The organism is Gemella haemolysans (genome assembly GCF_028308085.1).
GTDB classification, from domain to species: domain Bacteria; phylum Bacillota; class Bacilli; order Staphylococcales; family Gemellaceae; genus Gemella; species Gemella haemolysans_D.
The window spans coordinates 1-18,761 of the sequence record NZ_JAQMFS010000112.1; the positions used below are offsets into that span (position 1 = coordinate 1).

An 18,761-nucleotide genomic window follows, 5' to 3' on the forward strand; every position below is an offset into this window, starting at 1 on the left:
TATTACGAATAATTTATACTACGACTACTATAATTTCTACGAACGTAGTGAGTTAAGAAATTATTAGTAAAGTCAGTGCAAACGGCTCTCTCTTTTATACTTTCATTCTAACATAAATAAATTTAGAATGCAATATTTTTGATAAACAGTAAATATACATATAAACTATTTATTTTTAAGATAAGTAGTTTCATTGTATAATTACATCAAAGGAGTTGACTTATGTTAAATTTCATAAAAAATAAAACAAATTTATCAATATTGATATTTTATTTTATATTTAGCTTTTCTAGTTTACTATTTATACTATTAGCTGAATATAACAACAATAAAACACCAACACTATTTCTAAAACAATTTGTTTTTTACGCTGTTGGTTTTGGAATAATATATCTATTGCAAAAGATACCAATAACTTATATCGAAAAATTTTCAATAGCATTTTATTTATTTGCTTTGGTTCTTTTAGTTGGAATATTTTTAGTTCCACCTACTCTTGCCCCAATTGTTAATGGTGCTCGTAGTTGGTATAACTTTAGAATATTTACCTTACAACCTTCAGAATTTGGTAAAATAGCTACTGTAGCAATGGTTAGTATGCTTATTAAAGAAAAGAGTTTTAAAGACAATACTGATACAATTAAACTCTTAAAGTTAGCCTTAGTAATCTCTATACCATTTATTCTAGTTGCTAAAGAAAATGACTTAGGAAATGGATTGTTTTTCATCTTTTTATTTCTAGGTTTAGTATTCTTAGTTTGCAACAAAGGTAAAACACTTTTTAGGATTTATTCAGTAGTTATTGCTGGATTAGCAATCATTATTCTAGCTGCTTTATACTTCCCGAGGTTACTTAGCTTAGTTGGTTTAAAATCTTATCAGCTAAATCGTATTCTATCATGGCTAAATCCTGAAGCATATAAATTAGATTATTCTTACCAGATTACTCAAGTTCTTAATGAGGTGAAATTAGGTGGTTTAACTGGTACATTCGTTAAAAATAAAAACTATATAGATGAACAATTTAATGATTTTATTTTCTCTATAATCGCAAAGAACTTTGGATTTATAGGTGCAGCAATATTCTTATTTATCTTCTTCATCTTTATTCTAAGATTATTTAACATAGTGAAAAAATGCGAACAAGGTAACTATAGTTATTACTTTATTCTTCTTAGTATTTGTAGTTTTTGTTTCTCATTTTTCATCAATATATTCTCAACACTAAGCATTATTCCAGTTATCGGTATTAGTATGCCGTTTATTAGTTACGGTGGAAGTTCACTTATTGCAAATAGTATTCTATTCGGAATAATAGTAAAAATTCATGCGACAATACAAGAAGAATATATGGAAGATGAATACTACTATGATAACTACGAAGAAGATTATGATACGGTTCAATATGAAGAAGATTATGATCCTTTAGAACCTGTATACGAGAATAACAACAATAGATATTATGAGGAAGAACCTCAACAATTTCGTCGAAGTAAAAGAAAAAGATAAAAAAATATGGATAGAAAAAAATTTCTATCCACATTTTTTTATTTTCTTACATCTTCAATGAATTTATCATCGATAGTCTCAATTAGTTTCCCTAATATTGCTTTAGCAGCATAATAATCACGAATATCAAATACCGCATTATGAGTATGAATATAACGAGCACAAATCCCAATTACAGTAGTTGGAACTCCGTTTAAAGCTTGGTGAATATTACCAGCATCTGTTCCACCTGGTGAAGTGAAGTATTGATATTTAATTCCATTTTCTTCTGCAAGAGCTACGATTTTTTCTCTCATATTTGCACGAAGAACCATAGTTCTATCTACTAATCTCACTAAGAAGCCTTGTCCTAAACGACCATTACTAGTTTCTTTACCGTCCATATCGTTTGCTGGACTACAGTCTACAACAAAACATACATCTGGTTTAATCATATTAGCAGCAATAGTTGCACCACGTAGACCTACTTCTTCTTGAACAGTAGCACATACTACTAAATTAAAATCTAACTCTTTTTCTGCAAATTCTTCTAAGATTTCTGTAATAATTACACATCCATAACGATTATCTACAGCCTTACTCATAAATCTGTGTTCAGTAAGTTGTTCAAAAGTTGTTTTTGGAGTAACAAAAGCACCTTCACGAATTCCCATCGCTAACGCTTCTTCTCTTGATGCAGCACCAACATCAATAGTCATATCACTAATTTTTACATTTTGTGCTACACCTGCAGTAAAGTGTTTAGGAATAGATCCAATTACACCTGTGAATTTTTTTCCTTCATATGAAGTTACTGTATATGTTTGAGCTAAAAGAACATCTTCTCTAAAACCACCAAGCGTTTCAAACTTAAGCATACCATTTGGCAATACCTTAGTCACAATGAACCCAACTTCATCCATATGCGCTGAAATCATAACAGTTTTGGCATCTTCTTTTTTTGATTTCTTAATAGCATAGATTCCACCAAGATTATCATACTTAATCTCATCAGCATATTTAGATAGATTTTCTTCTAAATATTTTGAAATTTCACTTTCAAATCCTGATGTCCCGTCTAACATTGTTAATTCTCTGAATCTTTCTATTGATTTACTCATTTTCTTATACCTCTTTTATATACTCTATTATTTCCGTTTCTTTATCATATCGAACTTCGTACTTGATATTTTCGTTATCAAAATAAAACATTAAATATGAATTTTCTTTTAGATTCAATGTATAACTATCAATTACATCATAACCTAATGCGATTAGTTTATTTCTACATCTATCTATATGATCATTATCTAACTCTTGTTCCTCTGTTTTTTGATAAATACGATATCCAGCATAAGCTGCTGCTAATGGAACTAGTATTTTTCTAAATTTCATATTTTACCTCTTATCTGAACTCATCACATAACGAGTTAAATAATTCCTCACTAAATTCTAAATTCTGATGAGCAATTGGTTCATCTCGTTTATAATTACGTAAAGTATCTTCGTAATGAGGTTTTTTATCATTTTTATAAATTACCCCTGTTACAAGGTCATTGTACTCTTCTAATACTCTGTACGCTTCTAATTTATTAGTATTGTCATAACCTTCGATATCAGAAAGTTTAGTTAAGTTTTCCTTATACCAAGCCGGTGTATTTTTGTAGTTATAAGTTTTACATGGACTAAATACGTTAACTAGTGAGAAGCCATCGTGATTAACAGCTTCTTCGAAAATCTGCATCATCTCTTTCATATCACCAGTAAAGGCTTGTGCTAGGAATGTTACTTCACAAGATAATGCAATTTTCATCGCTGATAATGGTTTTTCCATTACCCCTTCTAAAGTTGTAGTCGTTACTAAACCTTCATCAGACTTAGGAGACATTTGCCCTTTAGTTAAGGCGTAAAGTTGGTTATCCATTACTACGTAAGTCATATTAACATTACGTTTCATAGCGTGAACAGCATGACCTATACCGATGGCATATCCATCACCATCTCCACCCATTGCAAAAACTGTTAAATCTTGGTTCGCCAATTTAATACCTTGTGCAATTGGTAATGAACGTCCGTGTAATCCTTGTACACCATACGCTTTTGTGTATCCACTAATTTTACCAGAACATCCAATTCCAGCAGAGATTACAACGTTCTCTGGTTTAATCCCTAAGTTAACAACAGCTCTATTTATACCCGCAAGTACCGAGAAGTCTCCACAACCGGCACACCAATCGGGCTTAACATCATTTTTATAATCTTTTAATGTTACTTTCAAACTATTTCTCCTCCTCTAGTAATTGTTCAACAAGTTGATGAGTATAGTAAATATCTCCATCATATTTTAGTAAACTACTAATTTTTTCTGAATTATGGTACTTACTAGCAATTACCGTACGTAATTGTTTATTATGGTTATGTTCAACAATATATATTTTTCTATATTTATCAAATGTATCACGAACAGCTTGAGCAACTGGATAAATTTGACGAATATGCATTGTATCAATTTTTAATCCTTGTTCTTTTAGTTGTTTAGCAGCTTTATTCAGTACTCCATAAGTTGAGTTAACACCAACTAATAAGATATCTTTTTCATCATTGTATTCATTTAATACAAATGGTCTTTCAACTAAAGCTGATTCAATCTTGTTAGCACGTTTTTCTTTTTGACGTTTTGTATTACGTTTCACCTCTGAAGGTAATCCAACTACTGAGTGTTCATAACTGTTCGCATTATGAATCCCACCTTTTTGACCAGGGATAGTTCTATTTGAAACTAACACATCAGTTGCATAACGTTTGAAGTAGATAATATCTTCTTCTGTAATTTCTTCTTGTTTTAATAAGTTACCACGATCGATTTGAACTTTACTAAAGTCAAAGTTAGGAACTGTTTCTTTGTTCATACCTAATTGTAGATCCATTAAAACAATAACTGGTGTTTGATATTTTTCTGCCATATTAAATGCATCTATCATAGTGTAGAAACAATCTTCTACAGATGTTGGAGCTAGTACGATACGAGACGCATCTCCAGTTCCACCGTAGACAGCGTGGAAAATATCAGATTGTTCTGTTTTTGTTGGAAGCCCTGAAGAAGGACCACCCCTTTGAACATCTACAATAACAACTGGTTGTTCTGCCATTGCAGCCATTCCTAAGAACTCAGTCATAAGTGAAATACCAGGCCCAGATGTGGCTGTCATAGCACGTACTCCCGCGAAGTTAGCTCCAATAGCAACACCTAATGCCGCAATTTCATCTTCAGTTTGAATATATGCTCCATTTACTAACGGAAGCTTATCAAATAAATATTCCATGATTTCTGTAGCTGGTGTAATAGGATATCCAGCATACATTCTACATCCCGCTGCTAAAGCACCAAGACCAGCTGCATGGTTACCGATTAACCACATATTTCTATGAGTTGGATTTAATTTTTTAAGATAATACTTATCTTTAATACCATTTTCATCCATGAACTCAGTCATGATTTCACGACCTTTATCAAAGGCTTGGATATTAATATTTACTACTTCTTCACCTTTACTAGAAAATTTTGTTTCAATCATATCGTAGAATAGTTTTGAATCTATATCTAATAATGAAGAACAAATTCCAAGTGTAATTATGTTTTTAATAATAGGATTAGCAATTTCTTTAGCTAATTCTGTAATTGGGAATACCGCAACTAAACCTTTAATTTCTTCTGAAATTTCCGGTTTAATTTTAGCATCCGCAATGATAATACTATTTTCATCTAATTCTGGAATATAGCTATCCAGTGTAGCTTGGTCGAATGCTATAAGAATATCTGTCTTATAATCAATTACATTTATTTTTTCTTCTGAAATACAAATTTTACTGTTACTGTGACCACCTTTAATTCTACTCGCAAAGTCTCTTGTAGAATACATGTGGTATCCAAGTGTATTTACTACAGTAGAGAATATTTCGGCTGTACTTTCAATACCTTCACCTTGTTCTCCACCAATTTTCCATCCTAATTTATTAATCATATAATCTCCTTTAATCTCTTTCATTAGAAATTTACTCGTTGATTTCTCAATACTTTATTCTATCATATTTAAGAAAATTTTTCCATCTAATAATATCTATTATCACTATGAAAAAACTAATAAAAATATTATTATTTCATTATTTTTCGTTATTTTTTAAGTGAACTTCATTTTTAAAAACTTGTATAATATTTAGGAAGAAATAAATCTTTTAATGTTTATTGTTTTTGAATAATTCACTAACCACTTTTTATTATAATTTTTCCTTTATATTTTTTCTCTAATTAATACTAACAACATCAAAATTTACTAAAATAATAAAATCCTACAATACAAATATTACACAAAGAAAAAAGTCCTTGTAGAAGTTATTCGCTTCTACAAGGACGTATCTATTGACGTGTTACCACCTTGATTTATAGTATTCTCACAAATACTAACTCATAAAGTACTAAAACAAAATTTAAATCTTATTTTTATACCATTAGCTATATCGGGCTATCCCGTAATAGTTTAATTATTCAACTACTAACACGAAAAGACCATCTTCATAGTATCATCTTTGATCTCCTTTCACCTACCGAGACTCTCTAAGCAAACATCAACTACTACTCTTCTTTTCAAAGTGTAATTTTTTATTGTGTTTTAAGTATATCAAGTTAAGAAATCCTTGTCAATATTTTTTTACCATACACTTTTAATAATTATTATAGACATATACTATAGAACATCAAAAATTAAAGAGTACAGAAAATGTCCATACTCTTTAAATTTTTTTATAATCTAATTAACTTAATTATTCAGAAAGTTTACGTCTAACAGCAGCTCCAACTAAAGCAATTAAGCTTAATCCTAGCGCAGTTGTGCTAGTTGTATTCATACCAGTGTTAGGTAGTTTATTTTCTTTACTATTTTCTACAACTTGTTTGCTAGTTGCATTAGTTGGTAATTTAACACCAGTTTCTTTAGATTCTGATTTAGCTTCTTCACCTTTGTTTTCAACATTTTCAACTTTACGTTGTTCATTATTACCATTTTGTTCTACTTTCCCTGAAGTTACTCCTTCTTCTTTAGTTACTTGTTCTCCTTGATCAGCTCCTGAACCTCCATTTCCAGTATATGAATTATCTTCTTTATATTGTTCTGCTTTTTCTTCTTCGAATTTGTAAGTTTTTGAATCTACAGAAATTGTACGTGAATTTGGATTTACTACAGCATATTTAGTTAAATCTGCTTTTTCTAAATAATTTTTGAACGCCTCATCCATAGATGGCCCTTCTTCACGTGCTCCACCTAACATAGTATATCCATCTCCTCCTGCTGCTAAGAAATCATTTGTAGTTAGGTAGTATGTTTTAGCTAGATCTAATTTATCGTAGGCACCTGTATCATGATTTTTAACTTCTACACGTAATATACGTTTACCTGAAGGTAAGTTTGTATCGTAGTATACTTTAGCTCCTGATACATGTAAGAAACCTCCACTTGGTTCTAATAACGGTTGTCCATTTTCATCTAAAACAGTTTTACCATCTTTGTCAACTTGTAAAATAGATCCTAAAGATTTTTCAAACATAGCTAATACGTCTTTACCAGTAACACTAATTTGAGAAATTGTATTACCAAATGGAAGAACTGCAATTACGCTACCTTTTGTAATAGGTTTGTCTTTAGCGATAGTTTCACGTAAACCACCACCGTTTGTTACTGCGATATCTGCTTTATTTTTAAATCCTGTTTGACCATACTCATAAAGTGAATCAGCTACTACGTTTCCTAAGTTGGTTTCACGAACACGAACATTTTCACGAGTACCACTTAATTCAACTGGACTATTTTTCACTACTACAACAGCATTTTCTGCATCGTATTTCGCTTTAATTTTATCAACTAACTCTTTAACTTCAGCATTTGGAGTCACATTAGTAGTTTCTGAAGATTTAATTAGACTTGGTGTTCCTAGTAAACTATTTGGTTTCAATGTAACTTTACCAATGTTGTTTAAGTAGCTTCCTGTTTGGTTATAAGTAACATTATCTCCATATGTTTTTGATTCTACAGTATGAGAGTGTCCATCAATTACCACTACACGTTTTCCTTTTAATAACGGACTCTTAGAAAGTTCATCAGCAAGAGTAGAACCTCTCCATTCGCTTGGAGTTGTTGTATCTACTCCAAGGTGGGCTAAAACAACATACGTTTTATAATCATCACCAGTAGCTTTTGCTTTAGCTTGAATTTCTTTAACTACATTTAGCACCTCTGGAATAGGGTCTTTAAATGTTACCCCTTGTACATTTTTAGGGTGTGTTTTTGTAGCAGTTTCTGGTGTTGTTACCCCAATAACAACAACCTCGTCACCTTTAACTGTTTTATCTTTATCAACAATTGTTGAAGCTTCGAATAAACGTGCTCCATTTACATAAGTGTTTGAGCTAAGTAATGGGAATTTTAAAATTTGTTTATACTTTTTAGCTTCATCTAAACCAAAGTCAAATTCGTGGTTACCTACAGCCATAGCGTCGTAATTCATTTTGTTTAGAATTTCTGCACGAGCTTCCCCTTTAGTTGAGTTAGAAATAGGTAACCCTTGGAATGCATCTCCTGCATCTACTACTACTGTTGTTTGATCTTTTTTAGCACGTTCATTTTCAATTACTGTAGCTAATTTTGCATCCCCAACAACTGATGTAATTTTATCACGACCTTTTTCTTCTACGATACGCCCATGAACATCATTAGTATGAACTAATACTAAATCTTTTTCAGCTGCTGCTTTTGGCGCTGAAGTTGTTGAATTAGTTGATTCTGGTGCTGTTGGCTGTGTAGTTGTTGCTGACGATGGAGTTGTATCATCTGAATTTGCTAAAGCAGCTCCTCCTGAAGTTGCAATTGCTAATCCTACTATTGTAGCTGATGCTAAAGTGTAATTTTTTTTCTTCATAATAACTTTTTTTCTCACTTTCATATTTGTAATTTATAATTTACATAATATCATAAATATACGAGTTTTTCAATATAAAATTCAGAAAGAAACGATGATAACGATTAAAAAACGTATTTTTCCAAAATTGAAACATTAGAGTAAAATTAAAAATCAAGATTAGATTCTTCTAACCTTGATTTTCATTTATTCTTTGTTATTTAAACATATTCGCTAAAATTCGATCACTTAACCTTGGGAATAACTGACTAATTTTAACACCTACAACTAATTTAAACGGTAAGTTTACCTCACGTTTTTTTGTTTCTATTCCTTTTATTATTTTTGTAACAACAAGTTTAGGTGTTAATGTTTTACCACCCATCGCCTTCTGATAACTCTTATCTTCGTCAGCTATATTAAAAAAATTAGTTGCTACAGGCCCTGGATTCACAGTCATAACATGAACATTATCTTTCTTCAGTTCTAAACGTAAAGAATTGAAGTATCCAATTAAAGCAAATTTAGTCGCTGAATATACAGAACTTTTTGGCGTAGCAATCTTACCAGCTAATGAAGCAATAGTAACTATTGTTCCTGATTTTTTTTCTCTCATTCTCTTAGCTATTTCTGTAGTTAATTGAATAGTTCCGATTACATTTGTATCAAACATATTAACTACTTCAGCATCACTAAATTCACTAAAGTCTTTCATAATACCATACCCAGCACCATTGATGAGAATATCAATATCATTTATAGACGAAAGTAATTTTTCTACTTGATCTTGTGAACCTATATCAACACTATAAACTCTAGTTTTAACATTTTCAAACGAACTACATTTTTTAGCGACTTTTTCTAATGCTTCTTTTCTACGGGCAACTAATATCAACTCCACATTTCCTTTTTGTGCGAATTGATGAGCTAATTCACGACCTAAGCCACTTGAAGCTCCTGTGATTAGTATTTTTTGTTTACCAGTTTCCATTTTACATCCCTCTTTTAACCATGTTTTGCAGCACAACTACATTGTCCTTTTAGACATTTACAGGTAATAACTTCAGCTGCAGTTTTTCTTTTTTCTTGTAGTAATTCTATAATTTCATCAATATTACTTTTACTTAAATTATCTGTTTCGATTATATTCTTAACGATAATATGTGTTCTTCTTTCACAAATTCTTTCTAAAAAGTTCTGTGTTAATATCTCTAAACACTCATCCTCTACACATTTTGCTGAATATAGAAATTTGTTGCCTTGTTTTCTTGTTTCTAAAAATCCTTTTTCTACTAACCTTGAGAGTAAAGTTTTAATAGTTGAAGGAGTCCAAGACTTTTTTTCACCTAGAGTATCTATTACAAATTTACTTGTAGTTTCTTTATTGTTCCAAACTACTCGCATTACTTCCCATTCAGCTTCTGAAATATTAATATCCATTTCTATTCATCCTTTTTTCTCAGTTACATCTGTAACTATAATACTATGTTAAACATATAATGTCAATTCATAAAAAACTTGATCTTAGCATTGCTAAAATCAAGTTTAAGATTTTTTCTTAATTGGATGTCTTATTACTGTTTTAAGTTTCTCCGGCACTGTTTTCCTCACATCTGAAATATAAATTTCATGATGATATCTGGTCTCATTTATATCTAACTCATAACCTTCAGAAATCATATATTCATGCATCTTAGTAACAGTCTCTGGCTCTGAATCATATGGTCCTATATGCATACATTGAACACAAGTTCCTTCATCATAGCTAAAAAATTTAACCTTTGAGAAATCTTCTTTTTTCTTTTCCGTTACTTGCTTAATAGCCCACTCAAATACTTCTTTTGTAACAAAATCTGGCATACGTATTAACGAAATAAACTTAAAATTTCGTTTATTACTATAATCAACACCATCTATTCCTTCCTGCCACCAAAACCCTTCTAATGGTGGTACCACAAAATCAAAGTAATTAGGGATTTCATATTCTCCTTTTTTACTCATCTTTATAGTATACGCTACAGGATACAATAGACTTATTGATTGCTTATACTCACTATCCCCATCATTGGGATCCCCACTCCCTCTAACTGCTATATAATTAGCCTTATCCACATTTACTATACAAGGTTTATTTTTAGGTGCATATAAATGCTTAAGTGTTTTTTTGAAATCTACTGCCATTTTATTTCTTCAAAATAAAGATTATTCGATCTGATTCAGAATAATTTTTATTATTCTTATCAAAATCACAGAAATAATCTTTCACTTTAAATCCAGTATTTTGAATTTCTCCAAGGACATCATTTATTTCATAAGTTCTTTGTGAATGAAACTGTTCAAGCTTTCTATATAAACCATTCTTTTCTTTAATAAAGAATGACAGCTCACTTTCCACCTCTAACGAATTTTCTGTTTCATATGTAAACCATAGATAACTTATATCTTCATCTTCATAACCAAAAACTTGTTTTTCCAACATATCAGTAATTTTTTTAGGTGTATGAATATCAAAAATAAATTTTCCACCTTCTTTTAGAGATGAATATACTTCTTTTAATCCTAATTTAAATTCCTCAAAATCTGATAAATAATTAAATACATCAAATGCACTTAAAATAAAATCAAATTCTATATTTAACGATGAAATTTCTAATAAATCCATCGCAAAATAATTACATCCAGAAACTTTTTCACTCGCTATCGCTAACATTTGTTCACTATTATCTACTGCGAATATTTCTCCATATTTTTTCAGCGTTGGTAGCATTGTTCCACTACCACAACCTAAATCAAGAACTAGAAGATTTTTTCTATCTTCTAATTCTTGATTAATAATATTTTTATAAGCATCGTAGTCGACATCCATTAGTTTATCATAAACAATACTTAAATTCTCATACATATTAGACACCTTTGATAGGGTATTTTTCAAATAATGAATCTAATTCATAGTATTCTCTGTCATCTCGTGTCATAATATTAACTACAACATCTCCTAAGTCCATAAGAACCCATTTAGCTTCTCTTAGACCTTCTGTGCTATGAATTTCTCCACCATTTTCTAATACTTGTTCTCTAACTTCTTGTGCAATTGCTTCTACTTGTCTATTTGTAGGTGCATGACAGATTACAGAATAATCATATAATACTCCTGCTTGTGTTAAATCATAAGCAACAATATCATATCCGTGCTTATCGTCACATGCATCTACAACAATTTTTAATAAGTTTTCTACTTCCATTTTCATCCTCTTTCTTTATTTCTTTATAATATGGAACATTACTACATACAATACGTCATCTTCTGGATATCTTTTCGCAAGTTTTTCGATTAACTCATCTAGAGTAACTCCATAATATTTAGCGTAACGCTCTGTTAATGTTTCTCTTGTCACAGGTTTAACTAAATCAACTTCTAATGTAGCAAAAACTGTATCTGGATCTTCATAAGTTGTAGCTTCTAATAAATCACCTTTCTTGAAATGAGCTTCACTTTTATTTCTGATAGTGATTGTTTTTTCATCTGTTAAGATTTTGTCTTTATTTTTTTCTTTAAATCCAACACGATAATTTTTAATATTATAGTAGTTATAACATTCTAATAATGAAGGATAAATTCTTTCATCATTGTCAATTAAGTAAACCAATGTGTATTTTGCCGCAAGTCTAACCGCTTCATCAAGATCATATTGAGATACTTCAGTCACCTCAGCTAAATGCGGGTGTTTTCTTTGTGGATCTGTATAATCAGAGATAAAGATTATTTTTTCTAATAACGTCATGTGCTTTCTACCGAAAGTATGGTTTGCAACAGCAAGCTTAACCTCCTCATCTGCAACACCAAATTCTTCTTCGATATATGCACTTGCTACTGGTCCATGAAGAACCTCTACAGGATAATCTAATAAATTAACATCTAAATTATGTAAAATTACATATTTTTTCATTAATACTTCATCCATAGGTTTACAAACATCATGAACTAAAGCTGCTAATGCTGCTCTTTCTACACTTGCTCCATGAATCTCTGCTAAATGTTTCGCCACTTCCACAACTCTTAAAGTGTGTTCGTATCTTTTTTCTGGTAATATTTCTTTTACTCTATTTTGAATTTCTTGATATTCCATATAAACTCAACTCCTCTATATATGACCTACATTCATCAGTGATCATATATTTAATACTTTTCTTATTTTTTAAATTATCTCTAATCAAACTAGAACTTATCTCTATTATTGGAGACTTCATTATCTCATAACTTATAGATTTATAAAATACATCTCCATTTACTACCTCATACAAATCCTCTTCGTCTCGTGCTACGAAAATAAATGTTACAAGTTTAGATAGTTCTTTTATATTATACCATCTTTTTAAATCTTTCGCTCTATCTGTTCCAATAATAAAATAGATTTTTTCATTTTTATATAATTCACTAAAATACTTAACAGTATTATAACTATAACTTACACCTTCATTTGAGATTTCATAATCACTAACTTCAAACTTGAAATTATCTTTTGTACTTAGTTTCGTCATCTCAAATCTATTCTTATCACTAGCCTCTAATTCTCGGCCTTTTAAAGGTGTAATATACGATGGTATAAAGATAATTTTTTCTAAATTATAAGTTTCTAATGCATTTTCGGCCGTAATTAAATGCCCAATATGTATTGGATCAAAACTACCTCCATAAAGTGCAATTGACATTTTACTTCACCAACTCTATTTTTCTATACTTTTCCTTAGAGCTTTGTTTGTATAATACAATTGTGTGTCCAATCACTTGAACTAATTCAGATGAAGTACGTTCAGATAAAATTTTTGCTACTTCATCTTTATCTTCTTCACAGTTTTGTAAAATACTAACTTTTAATAATTCACGTTTTTCTAACGCATCTCTAATTCCTTGGATCATATCACTATTCACACCTGATTTTCCAACTTGGAAAATCGGTGATAAGTGATGTGCTAATGCTCTTAATTGTCTTTTTTGTTTTCCTTTTAACATCTTATCCTCTTTTCTTAATATTATATTATAGATTCACGTACGAATACTTCGATTTCTTCTGGTACATGTATATCTATCTTACAACCACTATCACTATTAACCGTAATCCAACCTAATCCAGAAATTACAATGTCCATCTTTCTACTATCAATAGTGAAACTTTTCTTAACTTGATTATTGAATATTGAAATATTATCTTCAAATGGTGGTTTCAATAACGTTCCTAAATGTTTTTCAAATAATGCATCTGCATTACTAAGTTTTGTACGATGAATTTCTACTAAATTAGACGCATATAAAGTGAAACTTTGACGCTCACCTTCTACAAAGTCCATTCTAGCCATACCACCGAAGAATAGACTTTGCTCAGCATTCAATTGAAATACACGAGCTTTAATCTCCTTTTTAGGCATTACTAATTTTAAACTTTGAGCATCTAGATAATGAGCAATATCGTAATCTAATATGATACCAGGTGTATCATAAATACTAGTAGCTCTATCTAAAGGTATCTCAATCATTCCAAGTGTTGTTCCAGGGAAGTGAGATGTTGTAATAACATTTTTATCCCCAGTTGTAAGTTCAATAAGTTTGTTAATAAATGTAGATTTACCAACATTTGTCGCACCTACGATATATACGTCCTTACCATTACGAAGCTCATCTATACGACTAGCAGCTTCTTCAACACCTTGATTTTTTATTGCACTAATTAGAAGAATATCTTTTACTTTAATCCCTTTCGCCTTAAGCATCTTAAACAACCATTGTTTCACCTTGTTTTGTTTAACTGATTTCGGCAATAAGTCTAGTTTATTAGCTACTAGGACAATATCTTTATTATTTCCTACAATATCAACCACATCTTCAATCCAGCTTCCAGAAAAATCAAAGATATCTACAACTTTTACTATTAATGCATCTTTTTTCGATAATGTTTTGATAAGTTGATAGAAATCCTCAGCTCCTAGTTGAACATCAGATACTTCATTATAATTTTTCAATCTGAAACATCTTTTACAAACAAGATTACCATCAACGCTTTTTTCTACAACACTTTTTGGTAAATATCCTTGTTTATTTTGATCTTCACTTTGAATTTCAACACCACAACCTATACAATAAACTTTATTACTCAATATGGCCTCCATTTTTTTCTTTCTTATGTTTTAATCTATAGCCCACTTTTTTCATTTTAGGGAATGCTTTTCTTCTAGTTAAATTATGGATAATCAATGCTTCAAAAAATCTATTAATTCTAGTTTTAAAAGCATCTGTCTTTGAAATTGGCTTAACTAGTACACTCATAGCTCCAAAACTTTTTGCTCCTAATACGTCAGTTAAAACTTGATCCCCTAAAATAATCGCTTCTTCTGGTTTTCTATTTAATTTTTTAAGTGCTCTTTTAAAACCTATAGTTAAAGGTTTCTTTGCACCTGCAACATATTGAAGATTTAATTTTTTACAAAACTCTTCAACTCGTTCTTCAGTATTATTAGATACAACAATAATATCGAAACCAGCTTTTTTCATCTTCTTTAGCCATTTATTCAATTCTTTAGTATCTTTCTTACTATCCCATGATATTAAGGTATTATCTAAATCTGAAATAATAACTTTTTTGCTGTGCATATTCATATACTCAACATCAATAAACTCATACTTTTCTACAAAATCATCAGGTGAAAAATATCTTTTTAGTACCATTTTTTCTACACAATAGCCTATAAAATAGTTGCTATTTTCTCTCCCATCTTGATTTCTTTATTCTCTAAGTTTTCCTCTAAGATTATGTTATCTTTTTCAAACAGTAATACTACCGTTGAACCAAACTCAAAGTAACCTAACTCTTCACCTTTTTTCACATAAATACTCTCATATGTAGGAATAATTGAGTTAACATTTTGAGCTCCTACAGGTATTAGTGTGTAATTGATTTTCCCACTTAACTTATACACTTGTCTGTAGTTATAACTTAGTATATTATCTCCTAATTCTAGTCCAAGATTATTAACTGGATATGAATATTTACCAAGACTATAAGCATCCTTTACTTGGCAATTCATCGGGAAATGAATACGGTGATAATTCTTCGGACTAAGATATATTATCATGTATGTACCATCTTTATATTTATCAGCTAACTCACTATCTCCAACCAATGTTTGAACGTTATAGACTTGATTCTTCACAACAAATGTGCTGTCTTCAGAAATAACACCTACTTCAGAAATAACACCATCCGTTGGACTTACAAGTGAATTTTCATCTTGATTGATTGGTCGAGCATCTGGGCGTAACTTTCTAATAAAAAATTCATTTAAATTTTTAAAATCATCAATTTCATCTAAAATTTCATCAGTATTAATATCATATACCTTAGCAAAAGGTTGAATCATTAATCGACTTAGATTAGATTTTGTTAATTTTTTCAGAGCTTTAGAACTCATATTTCCATTAGTTAATTCAACACAAAGTTGAAACATTTTCTTTTTTAACATACCCGTCTCCTTATTGAATATCATTCTATATTTTACTATAAAAGTTGTTTAAATACAAATATTGCAAAGAAAAAAGCTAAAAATATATCAAAATTATCTCTTAAAATTTATTTTTTTAAATAATAATTATTATTACATCATATTCTTATATTTTCATAAATTTAAAATCATAAACTATTTCGAATGTTACACGTTAACACTGCTTTTAATTCAGTATCTATATATTCAGGTTAAGTAGAAAATTTTTATTATATATTATTGATTTTAACAACATAAAATTGTATAATAAAATTATAATAATAAAACAAGGGAGTGAATGACATGACGTTAAACAATAAAGTTAAAGAAAACATTATTTTAACAACTGTCCAAAACGTTTGAACTAAGGGCTATTCTCTGACAAGTGTTCAGGATATAATTAAAAAAGCTAAAGCCCCTAAGGGAAGCGTATACTACTATTTTCCAAAAGGAAAAGATGAAATTTATCTAGAAGCATTAGATAAAATCAACAGTAATGTAAAAAAAGAATTTAAAACAATTTCTCCAAAATTAGGGACTTTAGAGGAGTATTTAACAGCTGTTTTTGATCTTTTTATATCAAAAGGTAAAGCTTGTAAACGTAGTGGTTTTTCACTTACATTATTAGCGATGGAGACTGCAGAACTTTCTCCAATAATCGCTGAAAAATGTAGTGATATTCTTGAAAATTGGCGTTTACTACTTGCTGACGGTTTATTTGATAGAAATCTACCGGAAGATGTTTGTAACCCTGTTAGCGAATGGTTATTCACTAGTATTCAAGGAGCACTAACTGCTAATAGAATTCATAAAGATGAAGCATTCCTATTCAATATAAAATCATCAATAAAATTTGTTTCTACCTCTTCTCCTGAAACACTTAGAGAAATATTCTCTAGATCAGATGAAGACGAAGTTGTCGCATAACAAAAAACCTTCTTTATTGAATTAAATTATCAATAAAGAAGGTTCTTTAGTTTATTAAATTGTATTAATCATCTGCATCGTTAATGAGTTAATCTTTTGACTTACAAATTTCTTTATAGCTGGATCTATGTCTAATCTATCCAAAGCTAATTCAAAATCTTCCAACCAATATTTTGCTTCTTTTATTGAAATTGGTAGTTTCATATGTTTTTTTCTAAGATCCGGTGTTGCAAACACTGAATGACCTGGTTCACCTAAAAATAATCTAAAGAATTTTTTTTGTTCCACTTTTATTTTCTCAAATCCATCATTAAACAAAATATTTATTCTATCATCATTAGGAATAATATCGTCATACATGTGTATAACTAACTCATCAATTTTTTCTTCTCCTATTTTTTCGTATAGGTTCATAATTACCTCCACAATTTGTACATATTTTTTTCACTTTTTGTCCTTATTTATATTAAACTACATATAAGAAATTTTTTCAATTAAAATGATAATTGAGCTAGATTTTTTTGAATACGACAGATATATCTATATACTTATTTCACAAAATAATATAAAGCGTAGAATAGGAACTTCCATTCTACGCTTTATATTATTTTAATAATTTTTTAAATGCATCAACTTTGTCTGTTCTTTCCCAAGTGAATTCTACATCTTCACGCCCGAAGTGACCATAAGCTGCTGTTTTCTTGAAGATTGGTTTTCTTAAGTCTAAAGTTTCGATGATTCCGTTTGGCGTTAAACGGAATTCTTCTTTGATTGTTTTAACAATTTCACCTTCATCAACTTTTGAAGTACCAAATGTTTCAACAAAAATAGATACTGGATGCGCTACTCCAATTGCGTAAGCTAATTGTACTTCTACTTTATCACAGATACCACTAGCTACAATGTTTTTAGCGATATATCTAGCCATATATGCTCCTGATCTATCTACCTTAGTCGCATCTTTACCACTAAATGCTCCACCACCGTGACGTGAGAACCCACCGTATGTATCTACGATAATTTTACGTCCTGTAAGCCCAGCATCTCCAACTGGTCCTCCGATTACGAATCTTCCTGTAGGATTGATAAAGTATTTAGTATTTTCATCTAATAATTCTTTATCTAAACATGGCTCTATTACGTATTTTTTAATATCCGCATGGATTTGTTCTTGAGTTACATCTGCGTCGTGTTGAGTCGATACTACGATTGTGTCGATTCTATTTACTTTATGATTCACATCATATTCTATTGTAACCTGAACCTTTCCATCTGGTCCTAAGTATGTTAGAGTTCCATTTTTTCTAACTTCTGCTAATTGTTTTGAAAGTTTTTGGCTTAGGTAAATTGGTAGTGGCATAAATGTTGGTGTTTCGTTAGTTGCAAATCCAAACATAAGACCTTGGTCCCCAGCACCTACTTCATTCTCTTCTTTTTGTTGTTTTGTTTCTAATGAGTTATCCACTCCTAAAGCGATGTCTGGAGATTGTTTATCTAAACCTACAAGAACTGAAATGTGATCTCCTGAATATCCTTTGTTAGGATCATTATATCCAATTTCATTAATTGTATTACGTACGATTTGTTGGAAGTCTACATTTGCTGTTGTTGAAACTTCTCCTACAAGTACTGCTAATCCTGTGTTCACACATGTTTCACAAGCTACACGTCCGTATGGATCTTGTTCTAAAATCGCATCTAAAATCGCATCTGACACTTGGTCAGCAATTTTATCTGGGTGTCCCTCTGTAACTGATTCTGATGTAAATAAATATGTTTTGCTCATTTTTCTCTCCTAAAATATTTTTGTCTGATATTAATACAAATCTTTCTAAGTCCTTAATATCTTTAAATTAAAATTAAAAGACCTT

Annotated in this window: 20 protein-coding genes and 1 other annotated feature; of the genes, 2 read left to right on the forward strand and 18 right to left on the reverse strand. The window is 30.3% G+C overall.

Translation table 11 applies throughout. From position 1 onward, the window contains the following. Nucleotides 1-222 precede the first annotated feature (222 nt). Nucleotides 223-1,509, forward strand: a complete 1,287-nt coding sequence (locus PNO30_RS08675) for an FtsW/RodA/SpoVE family cell cycle protein (RefSeq protein WP_271988120.1) — start codon at nucleotides 223-225, stop codon at nucleotides 1,507-1,509. A gap of 38 nt (nucleotides 1,510-1,547) precedes the next feature. On the opposite strand, the gene PNO30_RS08680 is transcribed toward PNO30_RS08675, so the two are convergent. From PNO30_RS08680 to PNO30_RS08755, 16 genes are all read right to left on the reverse strand, one after another. Further along, entirely contained in the window at nucleotides 1,548-2,609 is a 1,062-nt protein-coding gene (locus PNO30_RS08680; RefSeq protein ID WP_271965862.1) for a M42 family metallopeptidase, read from the reverse strand. 4 nt (nucleotides 2,610-2,613) lie between these two features. Then, entirely contained in the window at nucleotides 2,614-2,883 is a 270-nt protein-coding gene (locus PNO30_RS08685; protein WP_271988122.1) for a hypothetical protein, read from the reverse strand. A 10-nt stretch (nucleotides 2,884-2,893) separates the two neighbouring features. After that, nucleotides 2,894-3,766: a 2-oxoacid:ferredoxin oxidoreductase subunit beta gene (locus PNO30_RS08690; protein ID WP_003147040.1), complete on the reverse strand. Its 873-nt coding sequence runs from the start codon at nucleotides 3,764-3,766 to the stop codon at nucleotides 2,894-2,896. Between the two features lies 1 nt (nucleotide 3,767). Further along, entirely contained in the window at nucleotides 3,768-5,510 is a 1,743-nt protein-coding gene (locus PNO30_RS08695) for a 2-oxoacid:acceptor oxidoreductase subunit alpha (protein ID WP_271965864.1), read from the reverse strand. A gap of 379 nt (nucleotides 5,511-5,889) precedes the next feature. Next, nucleotides 5,890-6,143, reverse strand: a binding site (T-box leader). Nucleotides 6,144-6,306: 163 nt separating this feature from the next. Continuing rightward, complete coding sequence (gene nt5e / locus PNO30_RS08700) at nucleotides 6,307-8,454, reverse strand: cell surface ecto-5'-nucleotidase Nt5e (RefSeq protein WP_271988124.1); 2,148 nt, start codon at nucleotides 8,452-8,454, stop codon at nucleotides 6,307-6,309. 196 nt (nucleotides 8,455-8,650) lie between these two features. Continuing rightward, a complete protein-coding gene (locus PNO30_RS08705) occupies nucleotides 8,651-9,424 on the reverse strand; it encodes an SDR family NAD(P)-dependent oxidoreductase (RefSeq protein WP_271988126.1) in 774 nt (257 codons plus the stop codon). Between the two features lie 14 nt (nucleotides 9,425-9,438). Beyond that, nucleotides 9,439-9,873, reverse strand: coding sequence for a CopY/TcrY family copper transport repressor (locus tag PNO30_RS08710; RefSeq protein ID WP_271965866.1), 435 nt, complete (start codon nucleotides 9,871-9,873; stop codon nucleotides 9,439-9,441). Nucleotides 9,874-9,978: 105 nt separating this feature from the next. Beyond that, on the reverse strand, nucleotides 9,979-10,614 hold the full coding sequence (locus tag PNO30_RS08715) for a GyrI-like domain-containing protein (protein ID WP_271988128.1): 636 nt from the start codon (nucleotides 10,612-10,614) through the stop codon (nucleotides 9,979-9,981). Between the two features lies 1 nt (nucleotide 10,615). Continuing rightward, nucleotides 10,616-11,335 (reverse strand): class I SAM-dependent DNA methyltransferase, encoded by a 720-nt coding sequence (locus PNO30_RS08720; RefSeq protein WP_271965868.1) that lies wholly within the window; start codon nucleotides 11,333-11,335, stop codon nucleotides 10,616-10,618. A 1-nt stretch (nucleotide 11,336) separates the two neighbouring features. Then, nucleotides 11,337-11,675 carry a ribosome silencing factor gene (gene rsfS / locus PNO30_RS08725; RefSeq protein ID WP_204643909.1) on the reverse strand — a complete coding sequence of 113 codons (339 nt, stop codon included), beginning with the start codon at nucleotides 11,673-11,675 and terminating at the stop codon, nucleotides 11,337-11,339. Nucleotides 11,676-11,690: 15 nt separating this feature from the next. After that, on the reverse strand, nucleotides 11,691-12,560 hold the full coding sequence (gene yqeK / locus PNO30_RS08730) for a bis(5'-nucleosyl)-tetraphosphatase (symmetrical) YqeK (protein WP_271965870.1): 870 nt from the start codon (nucleotides 12,558-12,560) through the stop codon (nucleotides 11,691-11,693). After that, nucleotides 12,535-13,143: a nicotinate (nicotinamide) nucleotide adenylyltransferase gene (gene nadD, locus PNO30_RS08735; RefSeq protein WP_271988130.1), complete on the reverse strand. Its 609-nt coding sequence runs from the start codon at nucleotides 13,141-13,143 to the stop codon at nucleotides 12,535-12,537. The genes yqeK and nadD overlap by 26 nt, the downstream gene beginning before the upstream one ends. Nucleotide 13,144: 1 nt before the next feature. Beyond that, the gene (gene yhbY / locus PNO30_RS08740; protein ID WP_003147122.1) at nucleotides 13,145-13,444 is read right to left on the reverse strand and encodes a ribosome assembly RNA-binding protein YhbY; all 300 of its coding nucleotides are present in this window, start codon (nucleotides 13,442-13,444) and stop codon (nucleotides 13,145-13,147) included. Between the two features lie 20 nt (nucleotides 13,445-13,464). Beyond that, on the reverse strand, nucleotides 13,465-14,583 hold the full coding sequence (gene yqeH / locus PNO30_RS08745; protein WP_271965872.1) for a ribosome biogenesis GTPase YqeH: 1,119 nt from the start codon (nucleotides 14,581-14,583) through the stop codon (nucleotides 13,465-13,467). Continuing rightward, nucleotides 14,576-15,151, reverse strand: a complete 576-nt coding sequence (locus tag PNO30_RS08750; protein WP_271965873.1) for a YqeG family HAD IIIA-type phosphatase — start codon at nucleotides 15,149-15,151, stop codon at nucleotides 14,576-14,578. The genes yqeH and PNO30_RS08750 overlap by 8 nt, the downstream gene beginning before the upstream one ends. 17 nt (nucleotides 15,152-15,168) lie before the next feature. Further along, nucleotides 15,169-15,945: a phosphatidylserine decarboxylase gene (locus tag PNO30_RS08755; RefSeq protein WP_271965874.1), complete on the reverse strand. Its 777-nt coding sequence runs from the start codon at nucleotides 15,943-15,945 to the stop codon at nucleotides 15,169-15,171. A gap of 396 nt (nucleotides 15,946-16,341) precedes the next feature. Here PNO30_RS08755 and PNO30_RS08995 point away from each other — a divergent pair, with 396 nt between their 5' ends. After that, nucleotides 16,342-16,890: a TetR/AcrR family transcriptional regulator gene (locus PNO30_RS08995; RefSeq protein WP_371465629.1), complete on the forward strand. Its 549-nt coding sequence runs from the start codon at nucleotides 16,342-16,344 to the stop codon at nucleotides 16,888-16,890. Nucleotides 16,891-16,944: 54 nt separating this feature from the next. Here the strand turns inward: PNO30_RS08995 and PNO30_RS08765 are convergent, their stop codons facing one another. Together PNO30_RS08765 and metK are read right to left on the reverse strand one after the other, a co-directional pair. After that, nucleotides 16,945-17,304 carry a truncated hemoglobin gene (locus PNO30_RS08765; RefSeq protein ID WP_003147127.1) on the reverse strand — a complete coding sequence of 120 codons (360 nt, stop codon included), beginning with the start codon at nucleotides 17,302-17,304 and terminating at the stop codon, nucleotides 16,945-16,947. 190 nt (nucleotides 17,305-17,494) lie between these two features. Continuing rightward, entirely contained in the window at nucleotides 17,495-18,676 is a 1,182-nt protein-coding gene (gene metK, locus PNO30_RS08770) for a methionine adenosyltransferase (RefSeq protein ID WP_271965876.1), read from the reverse strand. Between the last annotated feature and the right edge of the window lie 85 nt (nucleotides 18,677-18,761).

What these genes read in the sequence shown, in the direction of transcription:
- PNO30_RS08675 (WP_271988120.1), top strand. Translation starts at nt 223, where the DNA reads ATGTTAAATTTCATAAAAAATAAAACAAATTTATCAATATTGATATTT.
- PNO30_RS08680 (WP_271965862.1), bottom strand. Translation starts at nt 2,609, where the DNA reads ATGAGTAAATCAATAGAAAGATTCAGAGAATTAACAATGTTAGACGGG.
- PNO30_RS08685 (WP_271988122.1), bottom strand. Translation starts at nt 2,883, where the DNA reads ATGAAATTTAGAAAAATACTAGTTCCATTAGCAGCAGCTTATGCTGGA.
- PNO30_RS08695 (WP_271965864.1), bottom strand. Translation starts at nt 5,510, where the DNA reads ATGATTAATAAATTAGGATGGAAAATTGGTGGAGAACAAGGTGAAGGT.
- nt5e (WP_271988124.1), bottom strand. Translation starts at nt 8,454, where the DNA reads ATGAAGAAAAAAAATTACACTTTAGCATCAGCTACAATAGTAGGATTA.
- PNO30_RS08705 (WP_271988126.1), bottom strand. Translation starts at nt 9,424, where the DNA reads ATGGAAACTGGTAAACAAAAAATACTAATCACAGGAGCTTCAAGTGGC.
- PNO30_RS08710 (WP_271965866.1), bottom strand. Translation starts at nt 9,873, where the DNA reads ATGGATATTAATATTTCAGAAGCTGAATGGGAAGTAATGCGAGTAGTT.
- PNO30_RS08715 (WP_271988128.1), bottom strand. Translation starts at nt 10,614, where the DNA reads ATGGCAGTAGATTTCAAAAAAACACTTAAGCATTTATATGCACCTAAA.
- PNO30_RS08720 (WP_271965868.1), bottom strand. Translation starts at nt 11,335, where the DNA reads ATGTATGAGAATTTAAGTATTGTTTATGATAAACTAATGGATGTCGAC.
- rsfS (WP_204643909.1), bottom strand. Translation starts at nt 11,675, where the DNA reads ATGGAAGTAGAAAACTTATTAAAAATTGTTGTAGATGCATGTGACGAT.
- yqeK (WP_271965870.1), bottom strand. Translation starts at nt 12,560, where the DNA reads ATGGAATATCAAGAAATTCAAAATAGAGTAAAAGAAATATTACCAGAA.
- nadD (WP_271988130.1), bottom strand. Translation starts at nt 13,143, where the DNA reads ATGTCAATTGCACTTTATGGAGGTAGTTTTGATCCAATACATATTGGG.
- yhbY (WP_003147122.1), bottom strand. Translation starts at nt 13,444, where the DNA reads ATGTTAAAAGGAAAACAAAAAAGACAATTAAGAGCATTAGCACATCAC.
- PNO30_RS08750 (WP_271965873.1), bottom strand. Translation starts at nt 15,151, where the DNA reads ATGGTACTAAAAAGATATTTTTCACCTGATGATTTTGTAGAAAAGTAT.
- PNO30_RS08755 (WP_271965874.1), bottom strand. Translation starts at nt 15,945, where the DNA reads ATGTTAAAAAAGAAAATGTTTCAACTTTGTGTTGAATTAACTAATGGA.
- PNO30_RS08765 (WP_003147127.1), bottom strand. Translation starts at nt 17,304, where the DNA reads ATGAACCTATACGAAAAAATAGGAGAAGAAAAAATTGATGAGTTAGTT.
- metK (WP_271965876.1), bottom strand. Translation starts at nt 18,676, where the DNA reads ATGAGCAAAACATATTTATTTACATCAGAATCAGTTACAGAGGGACAC.